The 23,342-nt window shown below is 64.2% G+C and carries 25 protein-coding genes; 5 read left to right on the top strand and 20 right to left on the bottom strand.

Going from position 1 to position 23,342, the window contains the following annotated elements:
• Positions 1-9: 9 nt before the first annotated feature.
• The 6 genes from BUE39_RS14440 to ugpQ all read right to left on the bottom strand — a co-directional run bounded on the left by BUE39_RS14440 (position 10) and on the right by ugpQ (position 6,673).
• The gene (locus BUE39_RS14440; RefSeq protein ID WP_073429449.1) at positions 10-1,290 is read right to left on the bottom strand and encodes a dicarboxylate/amino acid:cation symporter; all 1,281 of its coding nucleotides are present in this window, start codon (positions 1,288-1,290) and stop codon (positions 10-12) included.
• 397 nt (positions 1,291-1,687) lie between these two features.
• Positions 1,688-2,758 carry an ABC transporter ATP-binding protein gene (locus BUE39_RS14435; RefSeq protein ID WP_073429349.1) on the bottom strand — a complete coding sequence of 357 codons (1,071 nt, stop codon included), beginning with the start codon at positions 2,756-2,758 and terminating at the stop codon, positions 1,688-1,690.
• Positions 2,759-2,777: 19 nt separating this feature from the next.
• Positions 2,778-3,569, bottom strand: a complete 792-nt coding sequence (locus BUE39_RS14430; RefSeq protein WP_073429348.1) for an ABC transporter permease — start codon at positions 3,567-3,569, stop codon at positions 2,778-2,780.
• Entirely contained in the window at positions 3,566-4,504 is a 939-nt protein-coding gene (locus BUE39_RS14425) for an ABC transporter permease (RefSeq protein WP_073429347.1), read from the bottom strand. Before BUE39_RS14425 ends, BUE39_RS14430 begins: the two co-directional genes overlap by 4 nt.
• A gap of 169 nt (positions 4,505-4,673) precedes the next feature.
• A complete protein-coding gene (locus tag BUE39_RS14420; protein WP_073429346.1) occupies positions 4,674-5,786 on the bottom strand; it encodes an ABC transporter substrate-binding protein in 1,113 nt (370 codons plus the stop codon).
• Positions 5,787-5,887: 101 nt separating this feature from the next.
• Positions 5,888-6,673: a glycerophosphodiester phosphodiesterase gene (gene ugpQ, locus BUE39_RS14415; protein ID WP_073429345.1), complete on the bottom strand. Its 786-nt coding sequence runs from the start codon at positions 6,671-6,673 to the stop codon at positions 5,888-5,890.
• A 216-nt stretch (positions 6,674-6,889) separates the two neighbouring features.
• Here ugpQ and BUE39_RS14410 point away from each other — a divergent pair, with 216 nt between their 5' ends.
• Positions 6,890-7,660, top strand: coding sequence for a DeoR/GlpR family DNA-binding transcription regulator (locus BUE39_RS14410; RefSeq protein ID WP_073429344.1), 771 nt, complete (start codon positions 6,890-6,892; stop codon positions 7,658-7,660).
• 16 nt (positions 7,661-7,676) lie between these two features.
• On the opposite strand, the gene BUE39_RS14405 is transcribed toward BUE39_RS14410, so the two are convergent.
• Positions 7,677-9,344 carry a Na/Pi cotransporter family protein gene (locus BUE39_RS14405; RefSeq protein ID WP_073429343.1) on the bottom strand — a complete coding sequence of 556 codons (1,668 nt, stop codon included), beginning with the start codon at positions 9,342-9,344 and terminating at the stop codon, positions 7,677-7,679.
• Positions 9,345-9,579: 235 nt separating this feature from the next.
• On the opposite strand from BUE39_RS14405, the gene BUE39_RS14400 reads away from it, so the two are divergent.
• From BUE39_RS14400 to BUE39_RS35900, 3 genes are all read left to right on the top strand, one after another.
• A complete protein-coding gene (locus BUE39_RS14400) occupies positions 9,580-10,263 on the top strand; it encodes a histidinol-phosphatase (RefSeq protein ID WP_073429342.1) in 684 nt (227 codons plus the stop codon).
• Between the two features lie 168 nt (positions 10,264-10,431).
• Positions 10,432-10,911, top strand: coding sequence for a hypothetical protein (locus BUE39_RS14395; protein ID WP_235004878.1), 480 nt, complete (start codon positions 10,432-10,434; stop codon positions 10,909-10,911).
• A 57-nt stretch (positions 10,912-10,968) separates the two neighbouring features.
• The gene (locus tag BUE39_RS35900; protein ID WP_268801995.1) at positions 10,969-11,103 is read left to right on the top strand and encodes a hypothetical protein; all 135 of its coding nucleotides are present in this window, start codon (positions 10,969-10,971) and stop codon (positions 11,101-11,103) included.
• Between the two features lie 118 nt (positions 11,104-11,221).
• Here BUE39_RS35900 and lipA read toward each other — a convergent pair whose 3' ends face one another.
• The 3 genes from lipA to BUE39_RS14380 all read right to left on the bottom strand — a co-directional run bounded on the left by lipA (position 11,222) and on the right by BUE39_RS14380 (position 13,429).
• Complete coding sequence (gene lipA, locus BUE39_RS14390; RefSeq protein WP_073429341.1) at positions 11,222-12,226, bottom strand: lipoyl synthase; 1,005 nt, start codon at positions 12,224-12,226, stop codon at positions 11,222-11,224.
• A 13-nt stretch (positions 12,227-12,239) separates the two neighbouring features.
• Complete coding sequence (lipB, locus tag BUE39_RS14385) at positions 12,240-12,965, bottom strand: lipoyl(octanoyl) transferase LipB (protein WP_073429340.1); 726 nt, start codon at positions 12,963-12,965, stop codon at positions 12,240-12,242.
• Positions 12,966-13,102: 137 nt separating this feature from the next.
• Positions 13,103-13,429: a DUF2917 domain-containing protein gene (locus tag BUE39_RS14380; protein ID WP_073429339.1), complete on the bottom strand. Its 327-nt coding sequence runs from the start codon at positions 13,427-13,429 to the stop codon at positions 13,103-13,105.
• 98 nt (positions 13,430-13,527) lie between these two features.
• Between BUE39_RS14380 and BUE39_RS14375 the strand changes: the two genes are divergently transcribed.
• A complete protein-coding gene (locus BUE39_RS14375; RefSeq protein WP_073429338.1) occupies positions 13,528-14,496 on the top strand; it encodes a transcriptional regulator GcvA in 969 nt (322 codons plus the stop codon).
• Positions 14,497-14,510: 14 nt separating this feature from the next.
• Here BUE39_RS14375 and BUE39_RS14370 read toward each other — a convergent pair whose 3' ends face one another.
• The 10 genes from BUE39_RS14370 to BUE39_RS14325 all read right to left on the bottom strand — a co-directional run bounded on the left by BUE39_RS14370 (position 14,511) and on the right by BUE39_RS14325 (position 23,290).
• Positions 14,511-14,780: a DUF493 family protein gene (locus BUE39_RS14370; RefSeq protein ID WP_073429337.1), complete on the bottom strand. Its 270-nt coding sequence runs from the start codon at positions 14,778-14,780 to the stop codon at positions 14,511-14,513.
• A complete protein-coding gene (locus BUE39_RS14365; RefSeq protein WP_073429336.1) occupies positions 14,752-15,708 on the bottom strand; it encodes a D-amino acid aminotransferase in 957 nt (318 codons plus the stop codon). Before BUE39_RS14365 ends, BUE39_RS14370 begins: the two co-directional genes overlap by 29 nt.
• Before the next feature lie 13 nt (positions 15,709-15,721).
• Positions 15,722-16,951 (bottom strand): D-alanyl-D-alanine carboxypeptidase family protein, encoded by a 1,230-nt coding sequence (locus tag BUE39_RS14360; protein WP_073429447.1) that lies wholly within the window; start codon positions 16,949-16,951, stop codon positions 15,722-15,724.
• A gap of 317 nt (positions 16,952-17,268) precedes the next feature.
• Positions 17,269-17,913, bottom strand: coding sequence for an alpha/beta hydrolase (locus BUE39_RS14355; RefSeq protein ID WP_073429335.1), 645 nt, complete (start codon positions 17,911-17,913; stop codon positions 17,269-17,271).
• An 8-nt stretch (positions 17,914-17,921) separates the two neighbouring features.
• Complete coding sequence (locus tag BUE39_RS14350; protein WP_073429334.1) at positions 17,922-18,245, bottom strand: (2Fe-2S) ferredoxin domain-containing protein; 324 nt, start codon at positions 18,243-18,245, stop codon at positions 17,922-17,924.
• Between the two features lie 200 nt (positions 18,246-18,445).
• Positions 18,446-19,603, bottom strand: a complete 1,158-nt coding sequence (locus BUE39_RS14345) for a VanZ family protein (protein WP_073429333.1) — start codon at positions 19,601-19,603, stop codon at positions 18,446-18,448.
• A gap of 31 nt (positions 19,604-19,634) precedes the next feature.
• Positions 19,635-20,273 carry an ABC-type transport auxiliary lipoprotein family protein gene (locus tag BUE39_RS14340; protein WP_073429332.1) on the bottom strand — a complete coding sequence of 213 codons (639 nt, stop codon included), beginning with the start codon at positions 20,271-20,273 and terminating at the stop codon, positions 19,635-19,637.
• 29 nt (positions 20,274-20,302) lie between these two features.
• Positions 20,303-21,265 carry an MlaD family protein gene (locus BUE39_RS14335; RefSeq protein ID WP_073429331.1) on the bottom strand — a complete coding sequence of 321 codons (963 nt, stop codon included), beginning with the start codon at positions 21,263-21,265 and terminating at the stop codon, positions 20,303-20,305.
• A 16-nt stretch (positions 21,266-21,281) separates the two neighbouring features.
• Entirely contained in the window at positions 21,282-22,160 is an 879-nt protein-coding gene (locus BUE39_RS14330; protein WP_073429330.1) for an ABC transporter ATP-binding protein, read from the bottom strand.
• On the bottom strand, positions 22,157-23,290 hold the full coding sequence (locus tag BUE39_RS14325; RefSeq protein WP_073429329.1) for an MlaE family ABC transporter permease: 1,134 nt from the start codon (positions 23,288-23,290) through the stop codon (positions 22,157-22,159). Before BUE39_RS14325 ends, BUE39_RS14330 begins: the two co-directional genes overlap by 4 nt.
• Positions 23,291-23,342 lie beyond the last annotated feature (52 nt).

Here is a 23,342-nt window from a genome sequence, read left to right as displayed (position 1 = left end):
GTACGCGGCTTAAACGCCGGCCGGCTCTTTGAGCGGCACATCGCCGCGCAATGCCGCGTTCAGCTTGTTGCGGTCCAGTTCCTTTTCCCATGCCGACACCACCACCGTCGCCACGCCGTTGCCGACGATGTTGGTCAGCGCACGGCATTCGCTCATGAAGCGGTCGATGCCGAGAATCAGCACCATGCCCGACAGCGGAATGGTCGGCACCACGGCGAGCGTCGCGGCCAGCGTGATGAAGCCCGCGCCGGTCACACCGCTCGCGCCCTTCGAGGTGAGCATCGTCACCGCCAGCAGCGTGAGCTGTTGCGTCCACGTGAGGTCGATGTTGGTCGCCTGGGCGATGAACAGCACGGCCATCGTCATGTAGATGTTGGTGCCGTCGAGGTTGAACGAATAACCGGTCGGCACCACCAGACCCACCACCGAACGCGAGCAGCCGAGCCGCTCGAGCTTGAGCATCAGTTGCGGCAGCGCGGCTTCCGACGAGCTCGTGCCGAGCACGATCAGCATCTCTTCCTTGATGTAGCCGATGAAGCGCAGGATGTTGAAGCCCACCGCGCGCGCGATGATGCCGAGCACCACCACCACGAACACGATCGAGGTCAGATAGAACGTGCCGATCAGCTTGAGCATCGGCAGCAGCGAGCCGATGCCGTACTTGCCGATCGTGAACGCCATCGCGCCGAACGCGCCGATCGGCGCCAGCTTCGTGATGATGCGCACGATGCCGAACAGCACATGCGAGATCCCGTCGATGAAGTTCGTCACGACCTTGCCCTTCTCGCCGGCCGTCGCGAGCACCGCGCCGAACAGCAGCGCGATCAGCAGGATCTGCAGGATTTCACCCTGGGCGAACGCGGACACGAGCGTGTCCGGGATCAGGTGCATCAGGAAGTCGACGGTGGTCTGGCCGTGCGCCTTCGCGGCATACGAGGCGACAGCCTTGCCGTCGAGCGTGGCCGGATCGATGTTGAAGCCGACGCCCGGTTTCAGCAGATGCGTCGCCATCAGGCCGAGGATCAGCGCGAAAGTGGAGACGACCTCGAAGTACAGCAGCGCCTTGCCGCCGACGCGCCCGACCTTCTTCATGTCCTCCATGCCGGCGATACCGGTCACGACCGTACAGAAGATGATCGGCCCGATCACCATCTTGATCAGCTTGATGAAGCCGTCGCCGAGCGGTTTCATGTCGACCGCGAGCGTCGGATAGTAATGGCCGAGCGCGATGCCGATGATGATCGCCGCGATCACCTGGACGTACAGCACTTTGTAGAAAGGTTTCTTCACGATATTACCTGCGATGTGGGTGAGCCCATGGCCTGCCACGCTGCGCATCATGCGAACGGAACCCGTCACGCCTGTGCACGGCATTAGGCCGCGACAAGACGACGAATTCAGAAATACCGGGAAGGGAAATCAGACATCGTTGTCTCCTTGCTTTAGTTGTCGGACCGTTGCGGCCGCGTTATCTATTTCGCAAGGTCGATGCCAGCTCGAATCAAAACGCAACGGCTTGATTTTTATCGGTTTTTCGTCGCGCGGCGGAATGCGGCGTCCGGGATTCCGGAAATCGGGACAAGGGGCGTCGGGTAATCCGGAATCCATCGGGGCGGCGGCCTCGGGAAAACCCGGACGCCTTTTCAACGGCGCGGTTCGGCCGCCGCGCGCGCTGCGTCAATCAAGGTCAAGCACCGCCTTCTTCCAGCACCAGCAAGTTTTCGTGAGAAAAACCGAGCGACACCGGCTGCCCCCGTTCGGGCAAGCCGCGATTCGGATCGTTGAACACGTCGAGCGAAATCACGGCGTCTTTCACGCGCGTTCTGATGCGCACCACCGCGCCGAGGAAATTCACTTCCTCGACGGTGGCGTTCAGCGTGTTGCGGCCCGGCGCCGCCGGCTCCAGCACGATCGCTTCAGGGCGCAACGCGAGCAGACGCTTCTTGCCGGCATCGTCCGGCGGCAGTTCCTGGGTGGTGGTGAGCTCCTGACCGTCCACGGCCATCTTGCCGGTCGCCGGATCGACCACATGCCCGGCCAGAATATTCAGCGTGCCGACGAACGACGCGACAAAGCGCGTGCGCGGATAGTTGTAGATTTCCGAAGGCGAGCCGATCTGTTCGACGCGACCCTCGTTCATCACGACGATGCGGTCGGAAATCGACAGCGCCTCTTCCTGGTCGTGCGTGACGAAAATCGACGTGATGCCGAGCTCGCGCTGCAACGCGCGAATGTCCTGCCGAAGCGAAATACGAATCTTGGCGTCGAGCGCGGAAAGCGGCTCGTCGAGCAACAGCACTTGCGGCTTGCCGGCCAGCGCGCGCGCCAACGCCACGCGCTGCTGCTGCCCGCCCGACAACTGCCACGGATAACGCCCGCCCAGATGCGGCAGCTTGATCAGATGCAGCATCTCCTCGACGCGGCTGTTGATCTCCGCCTGCGGCCGATGCGTGATCTTCAGGCCGAAGCCGATATTCTCGGCCACCGTCATGTTGGGAAACAGCGCATACGACTGGAACACCATGCCGACCTTGCGCTGCCGCGTGCGAAGGTGCGTGACGTCCTTGTTGTCGAGCCGGATGACGCCGCGCGTCGGCGTTTCGAAGCCGGCGATCATCCGCAGCACGGTAGTCTTGCCGCAGCCGGACGGCCCGAGAAAGGTGATGAATTCGCCGCGCTCGATCTTCATGTCGAAGTGATGCAGCGCCGTGTTCGTCCCGAAGGACTTATGCAGATTTTCGATCTCAAGGAATGCCATGATTCGCTGCCTCAGTCCGTCAAGTTTTTTGGCCGCCGGTCGCGCGGGCCGAGCCGAATACCTGAATCAATCCCATCGACGCCCACGTGATCACGAACGCGATGATCGCAAGCGCCGACGGCTCATAAGCGCGGTTCGCGCCGATCAATTGCAGATACGGACCGAACGCGGGCCGATCGAGCAGACTCGCCAGCGTGAACTCGCCGATCACCACTGCGAAGGTGAGAAACGCGCCGGAGAGAATCCCCGAGCGGATGTTCGGAAAGATCACCTTGAAGAGAATCGTCGGCCAGTTCGCGCCGAGACATTCGGCGGCCTCGGTCAGCGAACGCACGTCGACGGCGCGTAGGCCCGCGTCCACCGCGCGGTACATGTACGGCAGCGCGAGCGTCACGTAACCGAACACCAGCAGCAAATCCGTTGCGCGCTCGTTGCCGGTGAGCGGCAGGATCGAACTGCTGTTATAGATGCGCAGATAGCCGAACACGATCACGATCGCGGGCACCACCAGCGGCAGCAGCGTGATGAATTCGACGACCGGCCGCAGCTTCGGCAGCCGCAACTGCACCCAGTAGGCGGTCGGCACCACCAGCAGCACGCCGACGACGATCGTGAACACCGCCATCATGATCGAATAGCCGAACGAGGCCTGAAAGCGCGGATCGGCCAGCACGACGCGGTACGCCTCGAAGCTGTAGACGCCGCGCTTCATGCGCATGCTGAACTCGACCGTGGCGATCAACGGAATCAGGAAATACAGCGAACCGACGATCATCGCGGTCCACGCGCCCACCCGCGACTGGCTTTTCATCGGCGCCCCCTTTCAGCGCGCGAACGCAGCCAGATGTAGCCGCCGTTCGAGAGGCCCGTCACCAGCACCATGCCGAGCGCGAGCGCGTAGCCGAGGTTCTGGTTGTGCATCACGTCGCCGCGAATCTGCGCGTACAGCAGGATCGTGACGATGTTCAGCGAACTTCCCGTCAACGCATAGGCCGTGGCGACCGCGCCGAACGAGTTGGCGAACAGCAGCAATGTGGCGCCGAGCACGCTCGGCCACAGCACCGGCAACGCGACGTGGCGCCAGTATTGGTACGCGGTGCCGCCGAGGCAGTCGCACGCCTCGCGCCATTCGCGCTTCAGGCCGTCGAGCGCGGGCGTGACGATCAGCACCATCAATGGAATCTGGAAGTACAGGTAAGTCAGCGTCAGGCCGGTAAAGCTCAGAATGCTGAAGCCGGTCGAATAGAGATTGATGTCGAGGTACTTCTTCAGCAACACGGTGACGAGTCCGACGCGCCCCAATGTGCAGATGAAAGCGAACGCGAGCGGCACGCCGGCGAAGTTCGAAGCGACGCCGGAAAACGTCATCAGGGTCGGGCGAATCCAGCGCGGCAGCTTGCCTTGCACCGCCGCCCAGGCCAGCAGCGAGCCGATCACCGCGCCGCCGAGCGACGACGCCGCGCTCACCTTGAAACTGATCAGATACGCGTTCATGACCGTGGGCTGAAGCAGGTCACGAAAGTTGGCGAGCGTGAAGTGACCTTGCGAATCCTGGAACGCGCCGATCATCAGAAAGCCGGTCGGCAGAATCAGAAACAGCAGCGCGAAGGTGAAAAACGGCACCACGCCGATCCAGGCAAGCAACTGCGACGCGCGGCCCGGACCGTCGACGCGAGGCGTTGGGGTGGGCACGGGAGGAACCAGCAGTTCCGTTTGGACCGACCCGGCATCCGATGAAGCACTCATAGCTCACCCTTGGCAATCTGGCTAACGCCGGGGGCACCGCTCATTACGAGCGGCGCGCCGCCGGCCCGACTTCACGCTATGGTTTGAAGCCGCGGTACGTCCGCGGCCAGGTTCGTCGCTGCGCTCAGTTGATGCTCAGTTGGCGCTCAGTTGAGCGCTTACCTGACGCTCACTTGACGTTCGCGCCGACCGCTTCGTCCCAATGCTTGGTGATGGTTTCCTTGTACGCGTCCTGTTGCGACAGTGTCGGGAACACCACGTTCTTGTACGACGAAGGCGGCGGCAGCTTGTCGAGCAGCGCTTGCGGAACCTTCTTCGCCGCGACCATTTCGTTATAGCGCATCGGGTGGCAATAGCCGGCTAGCCAGCCGATCTGGCCTTCGTCCGAGTACAGGTATTCCATCCACAGCTTGGCCGCGTTCGGATGCGGCGCATACGCGCTGATCGCCTGGACGTACACGCCCGCGACCACGCCGGTTTTCGGAATCACCACCTGCACCTTCGGATTGCCCTTCAACGTATCGCGGTCGGCCAGCGCGTTGTAGTCCCAGCGCACGATGATCGGCGTCGTGCCCTGCGCGAGCGATGCGGCCTTGCCGATCACCGGCACGAAGTTGCCGCTCTTGTTCAGATCGGCGAAGTACTTGAGGCCGGCTTTATCGGCCTTGCTCACGTCGCCCTTGCTTTGCGACAGACCCGCCGCGAACACGGCCTGAATCGCCTGGTTGGCCGAGCGCGGATCGCCCGCGAGCGACACGGCGTTCTTGTAGTCCGCCTTGAGCAGGTCGCTCCAGTCGGTGGGCGCCTTGTCGATCATGTCGGCGTTCACTTCAAACGACAGCACGCCGTAGTAGTCGCCGTACCAATAGCCGTCGGCGTCTTTCAGTTCCTTGGGAATCGAGTTCCACGACGAAACCTTGTACGGTTGCAGCAAACCCTCCGCCTTCGCCGTGGGCCCGAACGACAAACCCACGTCGATCACGTCGGGCGCTTGCGGCCCCTTGTTGCCCTTGTTCGCCTTGATGGCTTCGACTTCGTCGCCGGAACCGGCGTCCGGATTCAGTTCGTTGATCTTGATGCCATATTTCTTCTGAAAGCCGGCGACCAGTTGACCGTAGTTGCACCAGTCGTGCGGCAACGCGATCACGGTGAGCTGGCCTTCCTGCTTGGCGGCGGCGACCAGCGCGTCGAGCGGCGCGGCCGAGGCGCTGCTCACGCCGGCTGCGGCAACGCCCGCGACGGTCGACAGCGAAAGTATGCGAGCTAACGCGGTGCGGTTCATGGTTTTCCCCATCCTCTGCCGAAATTGCTACGTTTGGAAAATTTCTGGTTCGAGCATCAAGGCGGGCGGGTGTGATTCGCACTCGCCCGCCCGCGGCATGTTCACACCGGATTAGCCAGTGCGGAAAACATGTCGGGTTTCAGTCTATCGATACGATCGGTACAAATCATGTCAACGCCCCACTGCGCCAGCAGCAGGGCGCGCGCCGGTTCATTCACCGTGTAGGCGAGCACGCGCAAGCCGGCCGCGTGGATGTCCGCGACCAGCGGCTCGCTCAGATACCGGTGGCTTGCGTGCAGCGACACGCAGTCCAGTTCACGCACGATGCGCAGCCAGTCCGCCGGCACCTCTTCGAACAGCATGCCGCGTCGCAATGAAGGCGCGGCGTCGCGCGCCGCGGCGAGCGCGTCGAATGAAAACGATGAAAGCAGCGGCGGCGTCTGTCCTTGCCACAATGTCAGCGCGCCGCTTGCGACCAGCCGACCGGTGATCTCGTCGCGGCCCGGACACGGCTTGATTTCGATGTTGGCGGCAATGCCGTCGCGCGCGCAACGCATGGCCGTGTCGGCCAGCGTCGGCAGACGCGTGCCCGCGAATTGCGGTCCGTACCAGGCGCCGGCGTCGAGCGCGGCGAGTTGCGCCCAGGTGTAGTCGGCGGCGGCGCCATGACCGTTGGTGGTGCGTTCGAGGGTGTCGTCGTGCAGCAGGAAAAGCTGGTTGTCCGCGGAAAGCTTGGCGTCGAATTCGACCATGCGGTAGCCGTGGCGCACGCACGCGTCGAAACCGGCCAGCGTGTTCTCAGGCGCGAGGCTGCCGCCGCAACGATGCGCGACCAGTTGCGGATACGGCCAGTCTGCGGATACAGCGCGATCAATCCCGTTTCCCACGTCTCGTCACCTTCCATGCGGATAGTTCGAAATAGGCACGACGCTATGATTTGCGAAGGCTAAGTTGAAATACACAAACTTGCAAGCTGCCAAAAAAATACAACACAATCCGGCTAAAGTAGTACGCTTGACATCGCCCGGACACACATTCGTGTCCACGATGTCGTCCTTAGAAACAAAGTCGTGTAACGCGCGTTCGCATCCAGGGAAAAACGCATGTGGCAGGAAGACCGTCATCAGAGAATTCGAGCGTTGTTGTCGACGCTTCAACGCGTGTCGACCGAACGGATCATGGCGGACCTTGGCGTGTCACGCGAAACCGTGCGGCGCGATCTGCTCGATCTCGAAGCGCTCGGCGAACTGCGGCGCGTGCACGGCGGCGCAATCAGACCCGCCGACGAAGCGCCGATCGCCGAACGCGCTCACACGCGCGTCAAGTCCAAAACGGCGATTGCCAAGGCGGCCACCGGTTTGATCGCGAGCGGCCAGACGCTTTTCATCGACGCGGGCACGACCACCGCGGCGCTCGCCGAACAACTGGCGAAACTGGCGAATCTCACCGTTGTCACCAACTCGATCGACGTCGCGCTGAAAATGCGCGGCGCCGTGGAGCAAGCCGACGCGGCCAACGAAGTGATCCTGCTCGGCGGCTCGATCAGCGACCGCGCAATGGCGACCACCGGCGCCACCACCGTGCTCGACATCCAGCGCTATCGCGCGGACATGGCGCTGCTGTCGCCGGTCGGCGTCGACCACCGGCATGGCGCGACCAACTACGACCACGCCGAAACGGAAGTGGCGCGCGCGATGGTCGCCAACGCGGACCGCGTGATCATCCTCGCCGACTACAGCAAGATCGGCCAGCGCAGCCGCATTTCGTATTGCCCGATCGATCGGATCGACGTGCTCGTCACCAACAAAAAGGCGGCCGAGGCCGCCGACTTTGCATCGCTAAAAAAGAAGCTGGAAGAAATCGTGCTGGCCTAGGATCGGGCGCTCGCGCCTATTCCTTCACATGCATCGTATCGAGCACGCGTTTGCGCAAGCGCGTGTCGTGCAGCGCGCCGGCTGCGTCGAGCACCGGATAGGCGGTCGAACAGAACAACGAGTTGAGCCGCTTCATGTCGCTGATCAGGTCCAGATGCAACGCGCTGGTCTCGATGCTGCGCAGGCTCTGTCCCGCGAGACGATCGAGGTGCTTGTAGGAATACGCGCGCTCCAGGTCGCGAAAGCGCTCCTTCTCCGCCAGCAGGCGCTCGGCGCAACGTAGATCGTTATTGAGGAACACGGAGAGGCCAAGTTGCAGATTGCTGACGAGCCGCGCCTGGAGGTCGTCCAGTTCGCCCAGCCCTTCCTCTGAAAACGAAAGGCGGTGCGCGATCTTCTTCTCCTCGATATCGCCGACGATCCGCTCGATGATGTCGCCCGCATGCTCCAGGTTGATCGTCAGCGAAATGATGTCGGTCCAGCGGCGGCTGTCGGCTTCGTCCAACTGCTCGCGCGAGATCAGCGTGAGGTACGTTTTGACCGCGGCGTAGAGTTCATCGACGTCGTCGTCCATGCGGACGGTTTCGCGCGCTTTGTCCAGGTTGTTGTGGTGAATCAGCTCCGCCACGTTGTCGAGCATCGTCCGCACGATGTCGCCGATACGCAGCGCCTCGCGCGAGGCATTCGCGAGCGCGAGCGTGGGCGTGGACAGCGCTGCCGTATCCAGGTGCAGCGGCCGCAGTTCGCCGTTTGGCAGCGGCCGGTCATGCAGCACGCGGGTGCAGATGCGCGCGACCGGGTCGATCAGCGACAGGCACGCGCAGCAACGCAGCGCGTTGTAGATCAGATGGAAGCCGACCGTGGCTTCACGCGGATTCGCGATCAACACCGGCAAACCGCGCGCGAGCAGCGAGGTGAACGGCAGGATCAGCAGCGCACCGGCCAGCTTGAACGCGAAGCTGCCCAACGCGAGCCGCCGCGCCGCCGAATTTTGCGCGACGGTGCCCATGAGCGCGAGCACGCCGCTGCCGAGATTCGCGCCGATCACCAGACACAACGCGACCTTCAGCGAGATCACGCCGGACGAGGCGAGCGTCGCGGTGAGCAGAACCGCGGCGAGGCTCGAATAGGACAGCATCGCGAACGCCGCGCCGACGAGCGCATCGAGCATGGTGTCGCCGGTCAGCGCGCCGAACATCACGCGCACGCCGGCGCCTTGCGTCATCGGCTGGGCGGCCTCGACGATCAGATGCAGCGCCAGCAGGATCAGGCCGAGACCGATCAGCGTGCGCCCGACCTGCCCCAGGCGCGTTTGCTTGCGCGACAGGAAGAGCGGCACGCCGAACAGAATCAGAATCGGCGACAGCCATGAAAGGTCGAGTGTGAGGACTCGCGCCATCAGCGCGGTGCCGACATCGGCGCCGAGCATGATCGCAAGGCCGCTGGTCAGCGGCACCAGACCTTGCGCCGCGAACGACGTGACGATCACCGCGGTGGCATTGCTGCTCTGTACCAGGCTCGTTACGCCGACGCCCGACAGAAAGGCGCGCCAACGGCTGCTGGTGCTGCGGCCGAGCACGCTGCGCAGATCGGCGCCGAGCACCCGCAGGATGCCGGTACGCACGATGTGCGAGCCCCACACGAGGAGCGCCACACCGGCCAGGAGGTTAAGGAGTATCAACATAAGGCACTGCGCGTCCGTTCCTGCTGCCATGACCCGAACCGCATGCCGCGCGAACCGGCACCCGGGGCGTATGACAGTAGTGTTGCACAATTTTGCCTTATTGTAATTTTGTGCTTTTAAATATACGCTCGGTGGCACGCGGTGTACGAATGGCGTCGACCTTTGTGGACGCATGTTTCGTCGTTCATCGCTCCGCTACTTACTTCGTTCGCCCACTTGATCACGAGGACGCTGGATGAGCCGCAATCTTGCGCTGTTCGACCTGGACCACACGCTGCTGCCGCTCGACAGCGATCAGGCGTGGGCTCACTTCATTGCGGGCCTGGGCATAGAGGGCGCTGCGCGGCACGCGCAAGAGATCGACGAGTATTACCGGCAGTACGTGGCCGGTACGCTCGATATGACCGACTATCTGAACTACACGCTGGCGCCGCTCGCCCGCCACTCGCGCGAGCAACTCGACGCATGGCATGCGCAGTTCATGCGGGACGTGATCACGCCGGCGATTCTGCCGGCCGCGCGCGAACTCGTGCAACGCCATATCGAGGCGGGCGATTTGTGCTGCATCGTTACCGCCACCAATGTGTTCATCACACAGCCGATCGGCAAGGCGCTGGGCTTCGAGCATCTGCTCGGGATCGAACTCGACACGGAACACGGCGATCCGCTCGCGCGCTTTACCGGAAGCTCAGTGGGCGTGCCGACTTTTCGCGAAGGCAAGATCACGCGCACCGAGAACTGGCTGGCGTCGCTCGGCCATTGCTTGCAGGATTTTCCGCAGAGCTATTTCTATAGCGACTCGATCAACGACGTGCCCTTGATGGAGCGCGTCACGCACCCGGTCGCGACGAATCCCGACGCGCGGCTGCGAGCGATTGCGGCAGAACGCGGCTGGCCGGTGATCGAGCTGTTTGCTTGAATCGACAGGCGTCGCCTCGACGGTGTTAACCGCGGCTCCAGCGCCTGGATGCCGCGACTGAGCAACCTATAGCGGGCACTGCATGGGTTCTCGCGAATGATGACGCGTCGATATCCAGTTGCGCAAGCTGGCCGTTCGGCAGATTGACCGCGTGCGGCACGCAGCGCGATGATCTTCGCGTTGCCATTCTTCGCATCCGCCATGGTCTTCGTATTCAGTTGTTTGAGCTGGCTGTTCTTCAATGTCGGCGTGCCGGTGTTTGGGCCGATTGCACTGCTGCCCTTGTTGAGTTTATCGCGCGTTTTTCGGCGGGCGTCGCAGGGCGTTGCGATAAAAGCCATCAAAGACGGACAGCTTCTCTGGGTCGTCATTTCGATGTGCGCGAGCGCTTGTTATGAGATTGACTCTGCGCTAGGCGACGCACGAACCGACGGCTCGCTGGCTTTCATGCTGGCGGGGCTGGTCTGGCATGTGTTGTTTATCATCGTGGCGTCGATCCTCGTATCGTTCGCTGCGGCTGACGCGGTGTATCACCCCGCGCGAAACGACAGCGAAGAACCGTGCGACCGAAGGCTGATGTGGTTTTCGCTATTCATGACCGCAGCCGTCGCCGCCTCTTTCTCCGCATCTCATTATTCGCTAGCCTAACCAATACCAGGACGATTGCACTATACTTTTTCACCGAGCCTAACAGGGAGAGCCAACATGCCGAATCTGATCGATCACCTCATCGAGAATCGCGCGCTGCGCAATCGCTTTATCGACCTCATGTACCCGTTCACGTTAATTGGTGCAACGCTGGCTTCGATCTCAATGCTGCTCGCGCGCTACTATCGGTAGTCCGCTCGCATGTTCCGTGAGCGCATGATTCCAGCGCTCACAGTTCGCTTGCCAAAAAGAACAAAGCCCGCAACATGTGCGGGCTTTGCTTTTTTCAAACCGACCGTAATCAACCCGCTCAGACCACGCCTGCTCCGTGCGCCTGCAAATCGGCGTGGTAGCTCGATCGAACCATCGCGCCCACGGCGGCATGCGTGAAGCCCATCTTGTACGCTTCTTCCTCGTACATCTTGAACGTGTCGGGATGCACATACGAGCGCACCGGCAAATGATGTTCCGACGGTTGCAGATACTGGCCGATCGTCAGCATGTCCACGTCGTGCTCGCGCAGGTCGCGCATCACTTGCAGGATTTCTTCCTCGGTTTCGCCGAGGCCGACCATCAGGCCGGACTTGGTGGCGACGTCCGGATGCAGCGCCTTGAAGTCCTTCAGCAGCTTCAGCGAATGCGCGTAATCCGAACCCGGACGCGCTTCCTTGTACAGACGCGGCACCGTTTCGAGGTTGTGGTTCATCACATCGGGCGGTGCGGCGTTCAGAATGCCGAGCGCGCGATCCAGGCGGCCGCGGAAGTCCGGCGTCAGAATTTCGATGCGCGTTTCCGGCGACAGCTCGCGCGTCTGCCGAATGCACTCCACGAAGTGAGCCGCGCCGCCGTCGCGCAAATCGTCGCGATCGACGCTGGTGATCACCACGTATTTCAGCTTCAGCGCGGCGATGGTGCGCGCGAGGTTGCCCGGCTCCTCGGTGTCCAGCGGATCGGGGCGGCCGTGGCCGACGTCGCAGAACGGGCAGCGGCGCGTGCACTTGTCGCCCATGATCATGAAGGTCGCGGTGCCCTTGCCGAAGCATTCGCCGATGTTCGGGCAGCTTGCTTCTTCACACACCGTGTGCAGATTGTGCTCGCGCAGAATCTGCTTGATTTCGTAGAAGCGCGAATTGCCGGTCGCCGCCTTGACGCGGATCCAATCCGGTTTCTTCAATTTTTCGATTGGGACGATCTTGATCGGAATGCGGGCGGTTTTGGCTTGTGCCTTCTGCTTCGCGGTGGCGTCGTAGGCGGCGGAAGCCGGCACGGCTTCGGCGGCGGGAGAAGTTGCGAGGTTCGCGGTAACGTCAGTCATTCGTTCGGTCCAGTCAGGCGGTGATCGCACCGGCCTGCGGTTGGGCGACGGCCGCGGGACTGCCGTCGAGGTTTGCGGTGAGGCGTGCTGCAAGGGTGCGGGCCACGTCGTCCCAGCCGGCGGCAACGCCGAGCGTCGCCATATCGACTGTTTCGAGCCCCGCGTAGCCGCATGGGTTGATGGCCAGAAACGGCCGCAAGTCCATGTTCACATTGAGGCTCACGCCGTGATAGCTGCAGCCGTTGCGGATTTTCAGACCCAGCGCGGCGATCTTCGCGCCGGCGTGCAAGCCGGCTTGCGGATGAGGCGCCACGTAGATGCCGGGGGCGCCCGCCTTGCGTTCTCCGGCGAGATTATACGCCGCGAGGGTGTCGATCACGGCCTGCTCGATCCGCGTGACCAGTTCCCGAACCATCAGTTTGCGGCGGCGCAAATCGAGCAGCAGGTAGGCCACCACCTGACCGGGCCCGTGATACGTGATCTGACCGCCACGGTCCACCTTGACGAGCGGAATGCCGCTATCGGCCGCCAGCAGATGCGACGGATCGCCGGCCTGGCCCAAGGTGAAGACGGGAGGATGTTCGACCAGCCAGATTTCGTCGGGAGTGTCGGCCGTGCGCGCGTCGGTGAATGCGCGCATGGCTTCGAAACTGGCTTCGTAAGGTTCGCCGCCGCGCCAGCGCAGCGTGAGCGGCGCCGTGGCGGACAATGGAGACGGGGAAACCGGGGTGGCGCACATGGTGGCGCTAGTTTACCGAAAACCAGCGATCCCCGCCGGGCGCGGCGGCGACGCCGAGGCGAACGCCGGAAGCGCGGCCTGCGCCGGACATGCGCGGCAGGCCGCGCGCCGCGGCCTGCCAGTGCGCGATTCCCCGCTCAAACCGTCCGCCAGCCGCCGCGCATGCGCGCCGCCAGCCGTTCGCCAACCCGGGCGAACCAGTTCAACGCGCGTTCGTCGCAGCGCGTCGGCACGGAAAACATCACGTTCGCCTGCGCGCTGTCCTCGGCGCTCAGCCAAAGCCGCTCGCCGCGCCGAAGCCGTAGCGTGTGGCCGGGTTGCAGCCAATAGTCTTCCGTGTCGTCGCTGCGTGTCACCCAGACCGCGCCGCCTTGCACGACGAGCCTGGTGCTGCGCGCCACCTTCATCGGAACCGTTTCGCCACGGCGGATTTCAAACGCAATGCTAGAGGAAATTTCTCGCATGATGCCCTCGCCAAAAATCGTTTCATGGCTACAATCGTAGGCGTAGCAAGGGTTGACGCAAAACGATCTATTTTCACCTCTATGTGAGAAAAATTTCGATGGATCTCCGGCAATTACCCGCGCTGAACGCAGTCAAGGCATTCGAGGCCGCCGCCCGCCACGAGAGCTTCTCGCGCGCCGCCGACGAACTGTTCGTCACCCACGGCGCCGTCAGCCATCAGATTCGTGCGCTCGAGGCCGAACTGGGCGTCTCGCTGTTCGCCCGCGACGGCAAACGCGTGCGGCTCACCGAAACCGGCCGGCGCTACGCCGCACAGGTGCGCTCGGCGCTCATGGCGCTCGCCGACGCCACCCGCGAAATCCGCGCGGGCGACCGTGAGCGGCGGCTGGTCGTGTCGATGCTGACTTCGTTCGCGGCGCGCTGGGTGACGCCGCGCATCGGCAGCTTTATTGAAGCGCATCCGCAGTGGGATCTCGAACTGCTGTCCACCAACGCGCTAACCGACTTCGCGCGCGACGACGTCGACGTGGCGATCCGTTTCGGCTTCGGCAAATATTCGGGGCTGCATTCGGAGCTTCTGCTGGAGGAGATTTTCTTTCCGGCGTGCGCGCCGACCTTCAACGGCGGCAAGCTACCGCAAACGCCGACCGATCTGGCCAAGGTACCGCTGCTGCGCTCCGACGACGAATTGTGGCGTCCGTGGTTCGACGCCGCCGGCCTCACCGACTGGCCGGAGCCGAAACGCGGCGTGCTGTATCAGGATTCGTCGAATCTTTTGCAAGCGGCCATCGACGGCCAGGGGGTCGCGCTCACGCGCCGCTCGCTGGCGATGCACGAAATCGCCGCGGGGCGCCTCGTGCGGCTATTCGATGTGGATGGGCCGAGCCCGTGGCAGTACTACTTCATCTGCCCGCCGCAGATGCTCGAAACCGCGCGGGTCAAGGCGTTCCGCGACTGGGTATTCGACGAGGTGGGCCGCTTCAAACAGCTTTTCGAGCGGGCTTGCGAGGCGCGGCCCGCGGCAGGCACCGAGCAGACGGCGAACGCCTTGCGCGCCGCGCCGTGACGCTCGCGCAGGCGTTAAAGCACCACCTTCACCATCGGGTGACCGGTAAGCGCGCGGTAGATATTGTCGAGCTGTTCGCGGCTGGTGGCGCGAACCGTCACCGTCAGGCCGGTGTAATTGCCGCTGCTGGACGGCCGCGTCTCGACGTTTGCGGCGTCGACTTCGCTATCGAACTGCCGAACCACCGTGACGATCGTCTCGGTGAATTCGGGGTGCGACTTGCCCATGATCTTGATCGGGAAATCGCACGGAAACTCAAGCAATGATTCGTTCACGGAACTCATTTTCCACTCCTTGCCGCGCTTCTCGCGCCTGCTTTGCCTTGGCGCGCTGATACGCCGCGTACAGCGCCGCAAACACCGCGCCCGGCTTACCGTCGCCAACCGGCTGACCGTCCAGTTGCGTGACCGGCAGCACTTCCTTGGTGGCCGAGCTGACGATGATCTCATCGGCCGCGCGCAATTCGGCTTCGGCGATCTCGCGCGCCTCGAAGCGGATGCCGCACTCGCTCGCCAGTTCTTCGATCAGCCCGTAGCGAATCCCTTCGAGAATCTTGTGGCTGCGCGGCGGCGCGGACAACACACCGTCTTTCACCATCCACACGTTCGACGACGAACCCTCGGTCAGCATGCCGTCGCGAAACTGGATCGTCTCGAACGCGTCGTTTTCCGCCGCGTATTGCGCCATCAGCACATTGCCGAGCAGCGACACCGACTTGATGTCGCAATTGAGCCAGCGACGGTCTTCGGCGCTCACGCAGCGCACGCCTTGCGCGCGCTGCGCGGCGCCGGGCAGATTGAGCGGCGTGACCATCACGAACACGGTCGGCTGGATGCCGGCCGGAAACGCGTGAGCGCGCTTCGCGACACCGCGCGTGACCTGGATGTAGGCGATCGCGTCCTGCTCGGGGCTGAGGCCGGCGTCCGCTTCGTTCGCCGCGACCACGCGCTCGATCAACTCGCGCCAGCCGGCGTCGCCAAACGGATTGACGATGCCGATCTTGTCGACCGACCGGGCGAGGCGCGCGAGATGTTGCGTGAAACGGAACGCCGTGCGGCCGCCGGCATGCGCATACAGCGGCGCGACTTCATAAATGCCGTCGCCGAAAATAAAGCCGCGGTCGAGAACCGGCACGCGCGCTTCGGACAACGGCACCAGTTCGCCGTTCAGATAAACGATCGGGTCGAGCGAAACATCGGAAAGGGCGGTCATCGCGATTGGGCGCTTATTTTTTCTTGTTGAACATCAGCATCAGCGAATCCCACACGCGGCCCACCACGCCGGCTTGCGGCACGGCCTGCAACGCGACCACCGGGAATTGCGCCAGCACCTTGCCGTCCGCAACCAGCTTCGCCGTGCCGACCTGCTGACCGCTGGCGATCGGCGCGATCAGCGGATCGATCTGCTCGATCTGCGGCTTCACCTTGTCGGCCATGCCCTTCGGCACGGTGATGTACTGATCGCTCTTCACGCCGATCTGCACGGTGTCCTGCGCGCCCTTGTAGACGCGCGGCGTGCCCACCACCTGCGCCGCCTTGTACAGACGCACCGTGTCGTACGCGGTGTAGCCGTAGTTCAGCATCTTCAGGCTGTCCTGCACGCGGTCGTGCTCCTTCGGCTCGCCCATCATCACCGTGACCAGACGGCGCGCCGCGCCGGGCGTGCCCGGCAGCTCACGCTTCGCGCTCGCGATCAGGCAGTAGCCGGCAGCTTGCGTGTGGCCGGTCTTCAGACCGTCGACCGTCGGGTCGATCCACAGCAGACGGTTGCGGTTCGGCTGCTTGATCTTGTTGTACGTGAAGTCCTTGACCGAGAAGATGTTGTAGTAGTCGGGAAAGTCACGAATCAGACGCGCCGACAGCACCGCGAGGTCGCCCGCGGTGGTGTAGTGCTGCGGATCGGGCATGCCGTTCACGTCGGCGAAATGGGTGTTCTTCATGCCGAGGCGCTGCGCCTCGGTGTTCATCATGTTGACGAACTGCGACTCGCTGCCGCCGACCAGTTCGGCCAGCGCGATCGCCGCGTCGTTACCCGACTGGACGATCATGCCGTACACCAGGTCGTGCACGGTGACCGGCTTATTCGATTCGATGAACATGCGCGATTCGTCGGTGCGAACGCGGCGCACCGCTTCGCCCGGCATCACCGTTTGCTCCATCGTGATCTTCTTCGTCTGCAATGCCTCGAAGACGAGATACGCGGTCATCAGCTTGGTGAGCGACGCCGGCTCCACGCGCTCGTCGGGATTGCCGGATGCGAGCACCTGGTTGCTGGTCGCGTCGACGAGTACCCACGAACGCGCGTTCACCGCCGGCGGCGGCACTTGCGCGAACGCGGTGCTGGCAACGAGGGTTGCCGGCAACACGATGCCGAGGGTGACGGCACGGCCAAGCGTATTAGGAACGAAGGAAACAGCGGATGGAAATGACGTGCGGCCGAAAGTGGAGAAACGCATAGGGTCGATTCGTGCGGAAAAGTACATCGTGCGCAGGGCGCATTGTTGGAAGAGCCGGTCGGCGAGCGTCTGGCCGTAAAACGGCGCGGCGCCCGTTGGACTTCCGGCCACGCGGTCGGTTCGCACAGCACGCCCGCATCCGGCACCGCTGCGCGCGAGAAGAAACCACGCGTCGCGCGAACTGCCGGGTGGGCGGCGCTGCGCCCAAAAAAGAGCGCCCATTATACGCGCGCTATCTCGCCAACCATCCGCGGGGCGCGGCGATTAATTGCGGTTTGTGCGTACCTGTACCCCGGAAAACGCGCGCTGCCCGCCCTTCAGCGCCACGCGTCGACGATGATCCGCTTGAGAATGTGCAGCTTGCGATGCAGAAAGTGCTCGGCGCCCGGAATCACGATCACGGGCAATTCCTGCGGCCGGGCCCAGTCGTAAACGGATTGAATGGGAACGGTGTCGTCGGTTTCGCCGTGAATCAGCAGCGTGTTGTCCGGCACCGGCGCGACTTCCCAGCGGCTCGCCGCCGTGCCGACGAACACCATGCGCTCGATTGCCTGGCCTTCCTCGCGCAGCTTCGCGGCGACGTGCGACAGCACGAACGTGCCGAACGAAAAACCCGCGAGCACGAGCGGCAGATCGCCCTGCCCGGCTTCGGCGCGCATGTGATCGATCACGGCGCGCAGATCGTCGCGCTCGCCGATGCCCGCGTCATGCTCGCCTTGCGTTTGCCCGACGCCGCGAAAATTCGTGCGATATGTCACGTAGTTCAACTGCACGAGCGTGCGCGCCAGCGTCTGGGCGACCTTGTTGTCCATCGTGCCGCCGAACAGCGGATGCGGATGCGCGACCAGCGCAATGCCGCGCGGCGCGGCGCCGTTTTCACGGGTTCCGTCGGGCAGATCGCGCGCGACCTCGATCTTGCCGACCGGGCCGTCGATCAGATACTTCTTCGTGTGTACGTTCATGGGGACGCTTATTGATCGATTTTCAGACGCTCGACAATCTTGCCGTTCACGAGATGCGAATCGACGATTTCGTCGATGTCGCTCTCGTCGATATACGTGTACCAGACGCCTTCGGGGTACACGACGAGCGTCGGGCCGAGTTCACAGCGGTCGAGACAGCCGGCCTTGTTGATGCGCACCTGGCCGGGGCCGGCGAGGCCCAGTTGCTTCACGCGTTTTTTCGCGTACTCCTGCATCGCCTGGGCGTTGCAGTTCGCGCAGCTTGGGCGATCGGCGCCGGGTTCGCGCTGATTGAGGCAGAAGAAAACGTGGTACTTGTAGAAGGAATCCATGTGTGCGGTGGCGAGGCTGTAAGAGTGGAAAAGGCGCTGGATGCGCCACGGCGCGCCTGTCGGTAATGCGGACGATTATAGCGAGCGGGGCTCGCGATCGCTGGCGGCGGGCCGTGCTTCGGCGGGTCCGCGCTACGCATGGAGGTGGCGGCCGCACCGGCTTCTTCACGCGCCGGGGCAAACCGGCGCCCCACGCGCCGTCAAACGTGCGTCACGCGCCGCTTGAGCCACGCCTGCTCGACGACGAACGCGAGCCACACCAGCGCCGCATACGGCCAGATCCACGCGAGCCAGTGCGCGAGACCGTTGAAATGCAGATACCGCCCCTGCCGCCAGTCCGCCAGCACGACGTCGAAATACGGATTCACCGGCAGCAGATTGACGAACACCAGCGCGACCGTCAGCGCGCAGGCCGCGAGCGCCGCGCGCGAACGGCGCCGCAAGCGCAGCGCCAGCAGCGCCGCGACGGTGCCGCACGCAAGCCCGGCGAGCGCGCCGGAGGTCGCCCAGTCGAATGTCAGACCCGACTGCGACTGTAGAAACGTCGCGCCCACCTTGACGCCCAAGGTCATGACGATGAACGCGATCAACAGTCGCACGCGCGGCGCATGACGGCGCACCGCCAGCGACGCCAGCGCGAGCGCGGCAAACAGATTGAGGGTGGTGATCGCCGCTTCCCACAGGTCGATGGGCAGCCACGCGGCGACCCGTGCCGGCCATGCGCCGACGTGCCAGCGCAGCGGCGTCCATGCGAGCAGCGCATCCTGTGTCGTCGAATCGAAGCGCAGCCACAACGCGCGCGGCCAGTTGCCGAGACCGAACAGGCGGGGCGCCGGATACATCGTCGCGAAAGGCCACGAGAAGATGAGGCACGCGAGCGCCGCACGGTCGCGTTCGAACCAGAGGAGCCGCAAGCGCCGCAACAAGCCGCGATCGAGCAGCGCGCCGGTGGCGGGCGACATGATCGCCGCGCCGAGCAGCGCACCGAGCGCGTTGGCGGCCAGATCGACGTTGGAAGCGACGCGCGTGGGCAGATAGGTTTGCACCGCCTCCATGGTCCCCGACAGCAGTCCGCCCAGCACGAAGGCCAGCGCGACCGCCAGCGGGCCGCGCCAGCGCGGATAGACCGCGAGCACCACGAGCGCGCCGAACGGCATGTAGCCGAGCACGTTGGTGATCACGTCGAAGGCCGTGAGGTACTGCGGCAAGGGATCGGACAGAAAGGCGAACGGTGCGAGGCCGAGCGAGCGCCAACCGTAAAACGGATACCACGAACCGTAGACGATCAGCGCGGCATACAGCACCAGCGCCTGCCGGGAGAGCGCCGACGGGCGCCGCTGCCAGGGCTTTTCGCTCATGCAGCGCTCCGTTGCGTGCGCCGCCGGGAGGTCATTGCGCGGCGACCAGCGCCTGCACGCCGAGCCATGCGCCGATTTGCGCGACCAGATCGTCGCTGGCCGTGGCGAGCGCCTGCGCGCCGCCGGCGGCGTCCGACGAACTGGCCGGCGCACGCGAGACGAACGTGCGCTGGCCGATCACCTTGCCGTTCTGCGTCAGCGTGGCGCGCGCGGTGACTGCGGCGTGGCTCTGGGAACTGCTGTCGAAAACCTGCTCGAACTCGCTCAGATCGACCTTCAGCACCGGTGCGCGCACGCCGTCCGCGCCCGTCAATACGGTGCCGTTCGAACTGAGCGCGTTGCGCAGACGCTGGGTCAGCAACTGCGCGGGCGGCATCGTCCAGTGGCTGTTCGCGTAGGCGGCGGTTTGCTGCGCGTCGGCGTAGCTGAGCCGGTAGATCAGCTTGTCGGATTCGAGCATGCCCGGCGCGCTGACGTCGAGTATCTTCACAGCCGGCAACTGGCCCGCCGAAGCGGCCTGATTCGGCGGGCCGAAATCGTAGCGGATGTCCGAGATTGCCGCAGGATTACCCGCGCAACCCGCGGCCAGCACGCCGAACGCGAGCAGCGCCGCCAGCGCGGCGCGCGTGGACCATCCCGAGGACAACAATCGGTGAATCGAGCGTGACATAACCATCTTCCTTCCTCAAAACCTTCAAATCATTTATCGGCGCGGGCGGCGGGCCACTTGAAACCGGCCTCGCCAGGTCCGGGCGCCGCGCCCGGCGCGCCGAACAGCACGCTGCGCGGATTGCTGCTCAACGTATCGGCCGCGCGGTCCACCGAACGGGCCGCCGAGCGCACGTCCTCGGCGAGCGAATTGACGCGCGGCAAGGTGTCGTAGCCGACCCGCGCCGACAACTCCTGCAGCGAGCCGTTCATCGACGTCAACGCGTCGCCCGCCTGCTGCGCCGCCGCGCCGACCTTGTTGAGGTTGGTCTCGAACGGACCGTCCGGGCGGTTCAGACTGGTGATCAACTGATTGGTCGACGCGAGCGTGCGATCCAGTTGGTCGATCGTGGCGGGCAGCTTGCCGGCGACCGGCGCCGCCTGCTGGGTCAGCGTGGCCACACCGTCGGCGGCCTTCTGGATGCTGGCCGCTGTGCCTTGCAGTTGAGCGGCCATTTCCGGCGACAGCAGATTATCGACGTCGTCCGCGACTTTTTCGAGTTTGCGCAGCAGCACGTCGCCGCGTTGCTGCAATTGATCGAGCAAGCCCGGACGCATCGGCAACTGCGCGACCTGCTTGGGCGACGACGGCAGCGGCGACGGATCGCGCCCGCTGTCGTCCAGCTGGATGAAGGCAATGCCCGTCACCCCCTGGAAGCCCAGGCTGCCGAAAGTCGAATGGGTGATCGGCGCGTGCGTGTCGACGAGGATGCGGATCAGAATCTGCCCCGGATGAGCCCGGTCGAATTTGATGGACTGCACCTTGCCGACGTCGAGCCCGCGATAGCGCACCGCCGCGTCGGTATAAAGACCCGTCACGTTGGTGCGCGCGATCAGATCGTACGGCACCCGCACGGAACGGTCGACGTTGAACAAAAAAGCCGCCACCGCGATCGCAACCAGCAGGACGATCGTGAAGAGCCCCGCCCAGAAGGCGTGTGATTTGTTTTCCATTGTCAGGTTCCCTGGTTCACAGCGGCAATTCGGACGACGCCGGTTCGAGCGCCGCGCGCGGCAGTTTCGCGCGGCGCTCCGGCGGCAGCGCCTGCAACGCGCGGCGCCCGCGCAGGCCGAGGAAATATTCGCGGATGAAAGGATGATCGACGCCCGCCGCCTCCTCGACCGGCGCGGCGACCAGCACCTTGCGATCGGCCAGCACCGCGACGCGGGTGGACAGCGCGACCATCGTGTCGAGATCGTGCGTGACCATGACCACGGTCAAACCCAGCGCGCGATGCAGCGCCGAGATGAGTTCGACGAATTCATCGGACGCCTGCGGATCGAGCCCGGCGGTCGGTTCGTCGAGAAACAGTAGTTCGGGTTCCAGCGCGATCGCGCGCGCAATGCCCACGCGCTTGATCATTCCGCCCGACAGCGCCGACGGCATCTTCGACGCGTGCTTGCACGGCAGACCGACCATTTCCAGCTTGAGCATCACGATGTCGCGCAACAGGTCCTCGGGCACCTGGCCGAGTTCGCGCACCGGCTGCGCGATGTTGTCGAATACCGAAAGCGACGAGAACAGCGCGCCGCGCTGAAACAGCATGCCGGAGCGGCTGCGCATCAGCAGCGCGGTTTCCGGCGAGATGGTCGCGAGGTCCTCGCCGAACAGCTTGATGGTGCCCGACGACGGCCGCTCCAAACCGAGAATCTGCCGCACCAGCGTGGTTTTGCCGGAGCCCGAGCCGCCGACGATCGATACGATCTCGCCGCGCCGCACGTCCAGATTCAGGTGCTGATGCACGATGTTGCGGCCGTAGCGCTTGGTCACGTCGATCACCTCGATCACCGGCTCGGCGATCGAGGGCATCGGCTGGCCGCGCACGGCCTGGGTAAGCGGCGCGATCATCCGAGCCCCACGTTCTGGAAGAGGATCGCGAACACCGCGTCCGCGAGAATCACGATGGTGATCGAGGTCACCACCGAAGTCGTCGTGCCTTCGCCGAGACTCTGCGAATTGGCCTTGATGCGGAACCCGAAATGGCAGCCGACGAGCGCGATCAGCATGCCGAATGCGACGCCCTTGCCGAGGCCGATCCACAGATTCGCGACCGGCACCACGCCCGGCAACGCGCGCGCGAAGTAGCTCATGTCGATGCCGAGCACGATCTTGGCGGCCAGCGCGCCGCCGGCGAGCGCGATGATGTTGGTCCACATCACGAGCAGCGGCATCGCCACGCCGAGCGCGATCACGCGCGGCAGGATCAGCCGCAGCCCGTGCGGAATGCCCATCACGCGCATCGCGTCGAGTTCCTCGGTCACGCGCATCACGCCGATCTGCGCGGTGATCGCCGAGCCCGAACGGCCCGCCACCAGGATCGCCGACAACACCGGCCCCAGTTCGCGGATCACCGAGAGCCCGAGAATATTCACGATGTACTGATTCGCGCCGAAGAGCCGCAGTTGCTGCGCGGACAGATAGCTGAGCACGATGCCGATCAGGAACGCCACCAGCGCGGTGATCGGCAGCGCCCGGGTGCCGGCGTTGTAGATGTTCGCGGAGATCTCGGTCCACGGCGTGATTTTCGGCTTGCGCACGATCGCCAGCAGATCGAGCACGACGCGCCCGAGCATGCCGACGCCGCCATATAGATGCTCGAAGAACGAGAAGATCGCGAGGCCGAGCCGCGTGAACGGATCGAACTTGACGACCGGCTCGGCCGTTTCGCGCGCCGTGTCGAGCAGCGCGATGCGCTCGAAAATATCGCGCTGCGTATCGGTGAGCTCGGTGTCCGGCGGCATCCGGTGGCCCCACACGCGCCATAGCGCCTGGCCGCCCACGTGGTCCATCCGGTCGATGCCCGAGAGGTCCCACTGGCGGATGCCCGTGGCGCCTATCAGCGAACGCAACTGGGGAATCACGTGTCCGGTCGCGCGGTCGCGCGCGAGCGCGAGCGCCGTCCACTGGCCCGAGAGCCGGACGATCTTGCCCTGGCTGCCGGCCGCGACTTCAAGGCCGGGCGGAGTGTCGTAGTTCAAGGATCGCAGGAATCTGGTTATCGGATTAAGCGGCCATTGTAGCGAAGGCGCG

This window comes from Paraburkholderia terricola, assembly GCF_900142195.1.
Taxonomy (GTDB): domain Bacteria; phylum Pseudomonadota; class Gammaproteobacteria; order Burkholderiales; family Burkholderiaceae; genus Paraburkholderia; species Paraburkholderia terricola.
The sequence above is the reverse complement of the archived record's forward strand: the minus strand, read 5'-3'. Positions and strand labels throughout refer to the sequence as shown.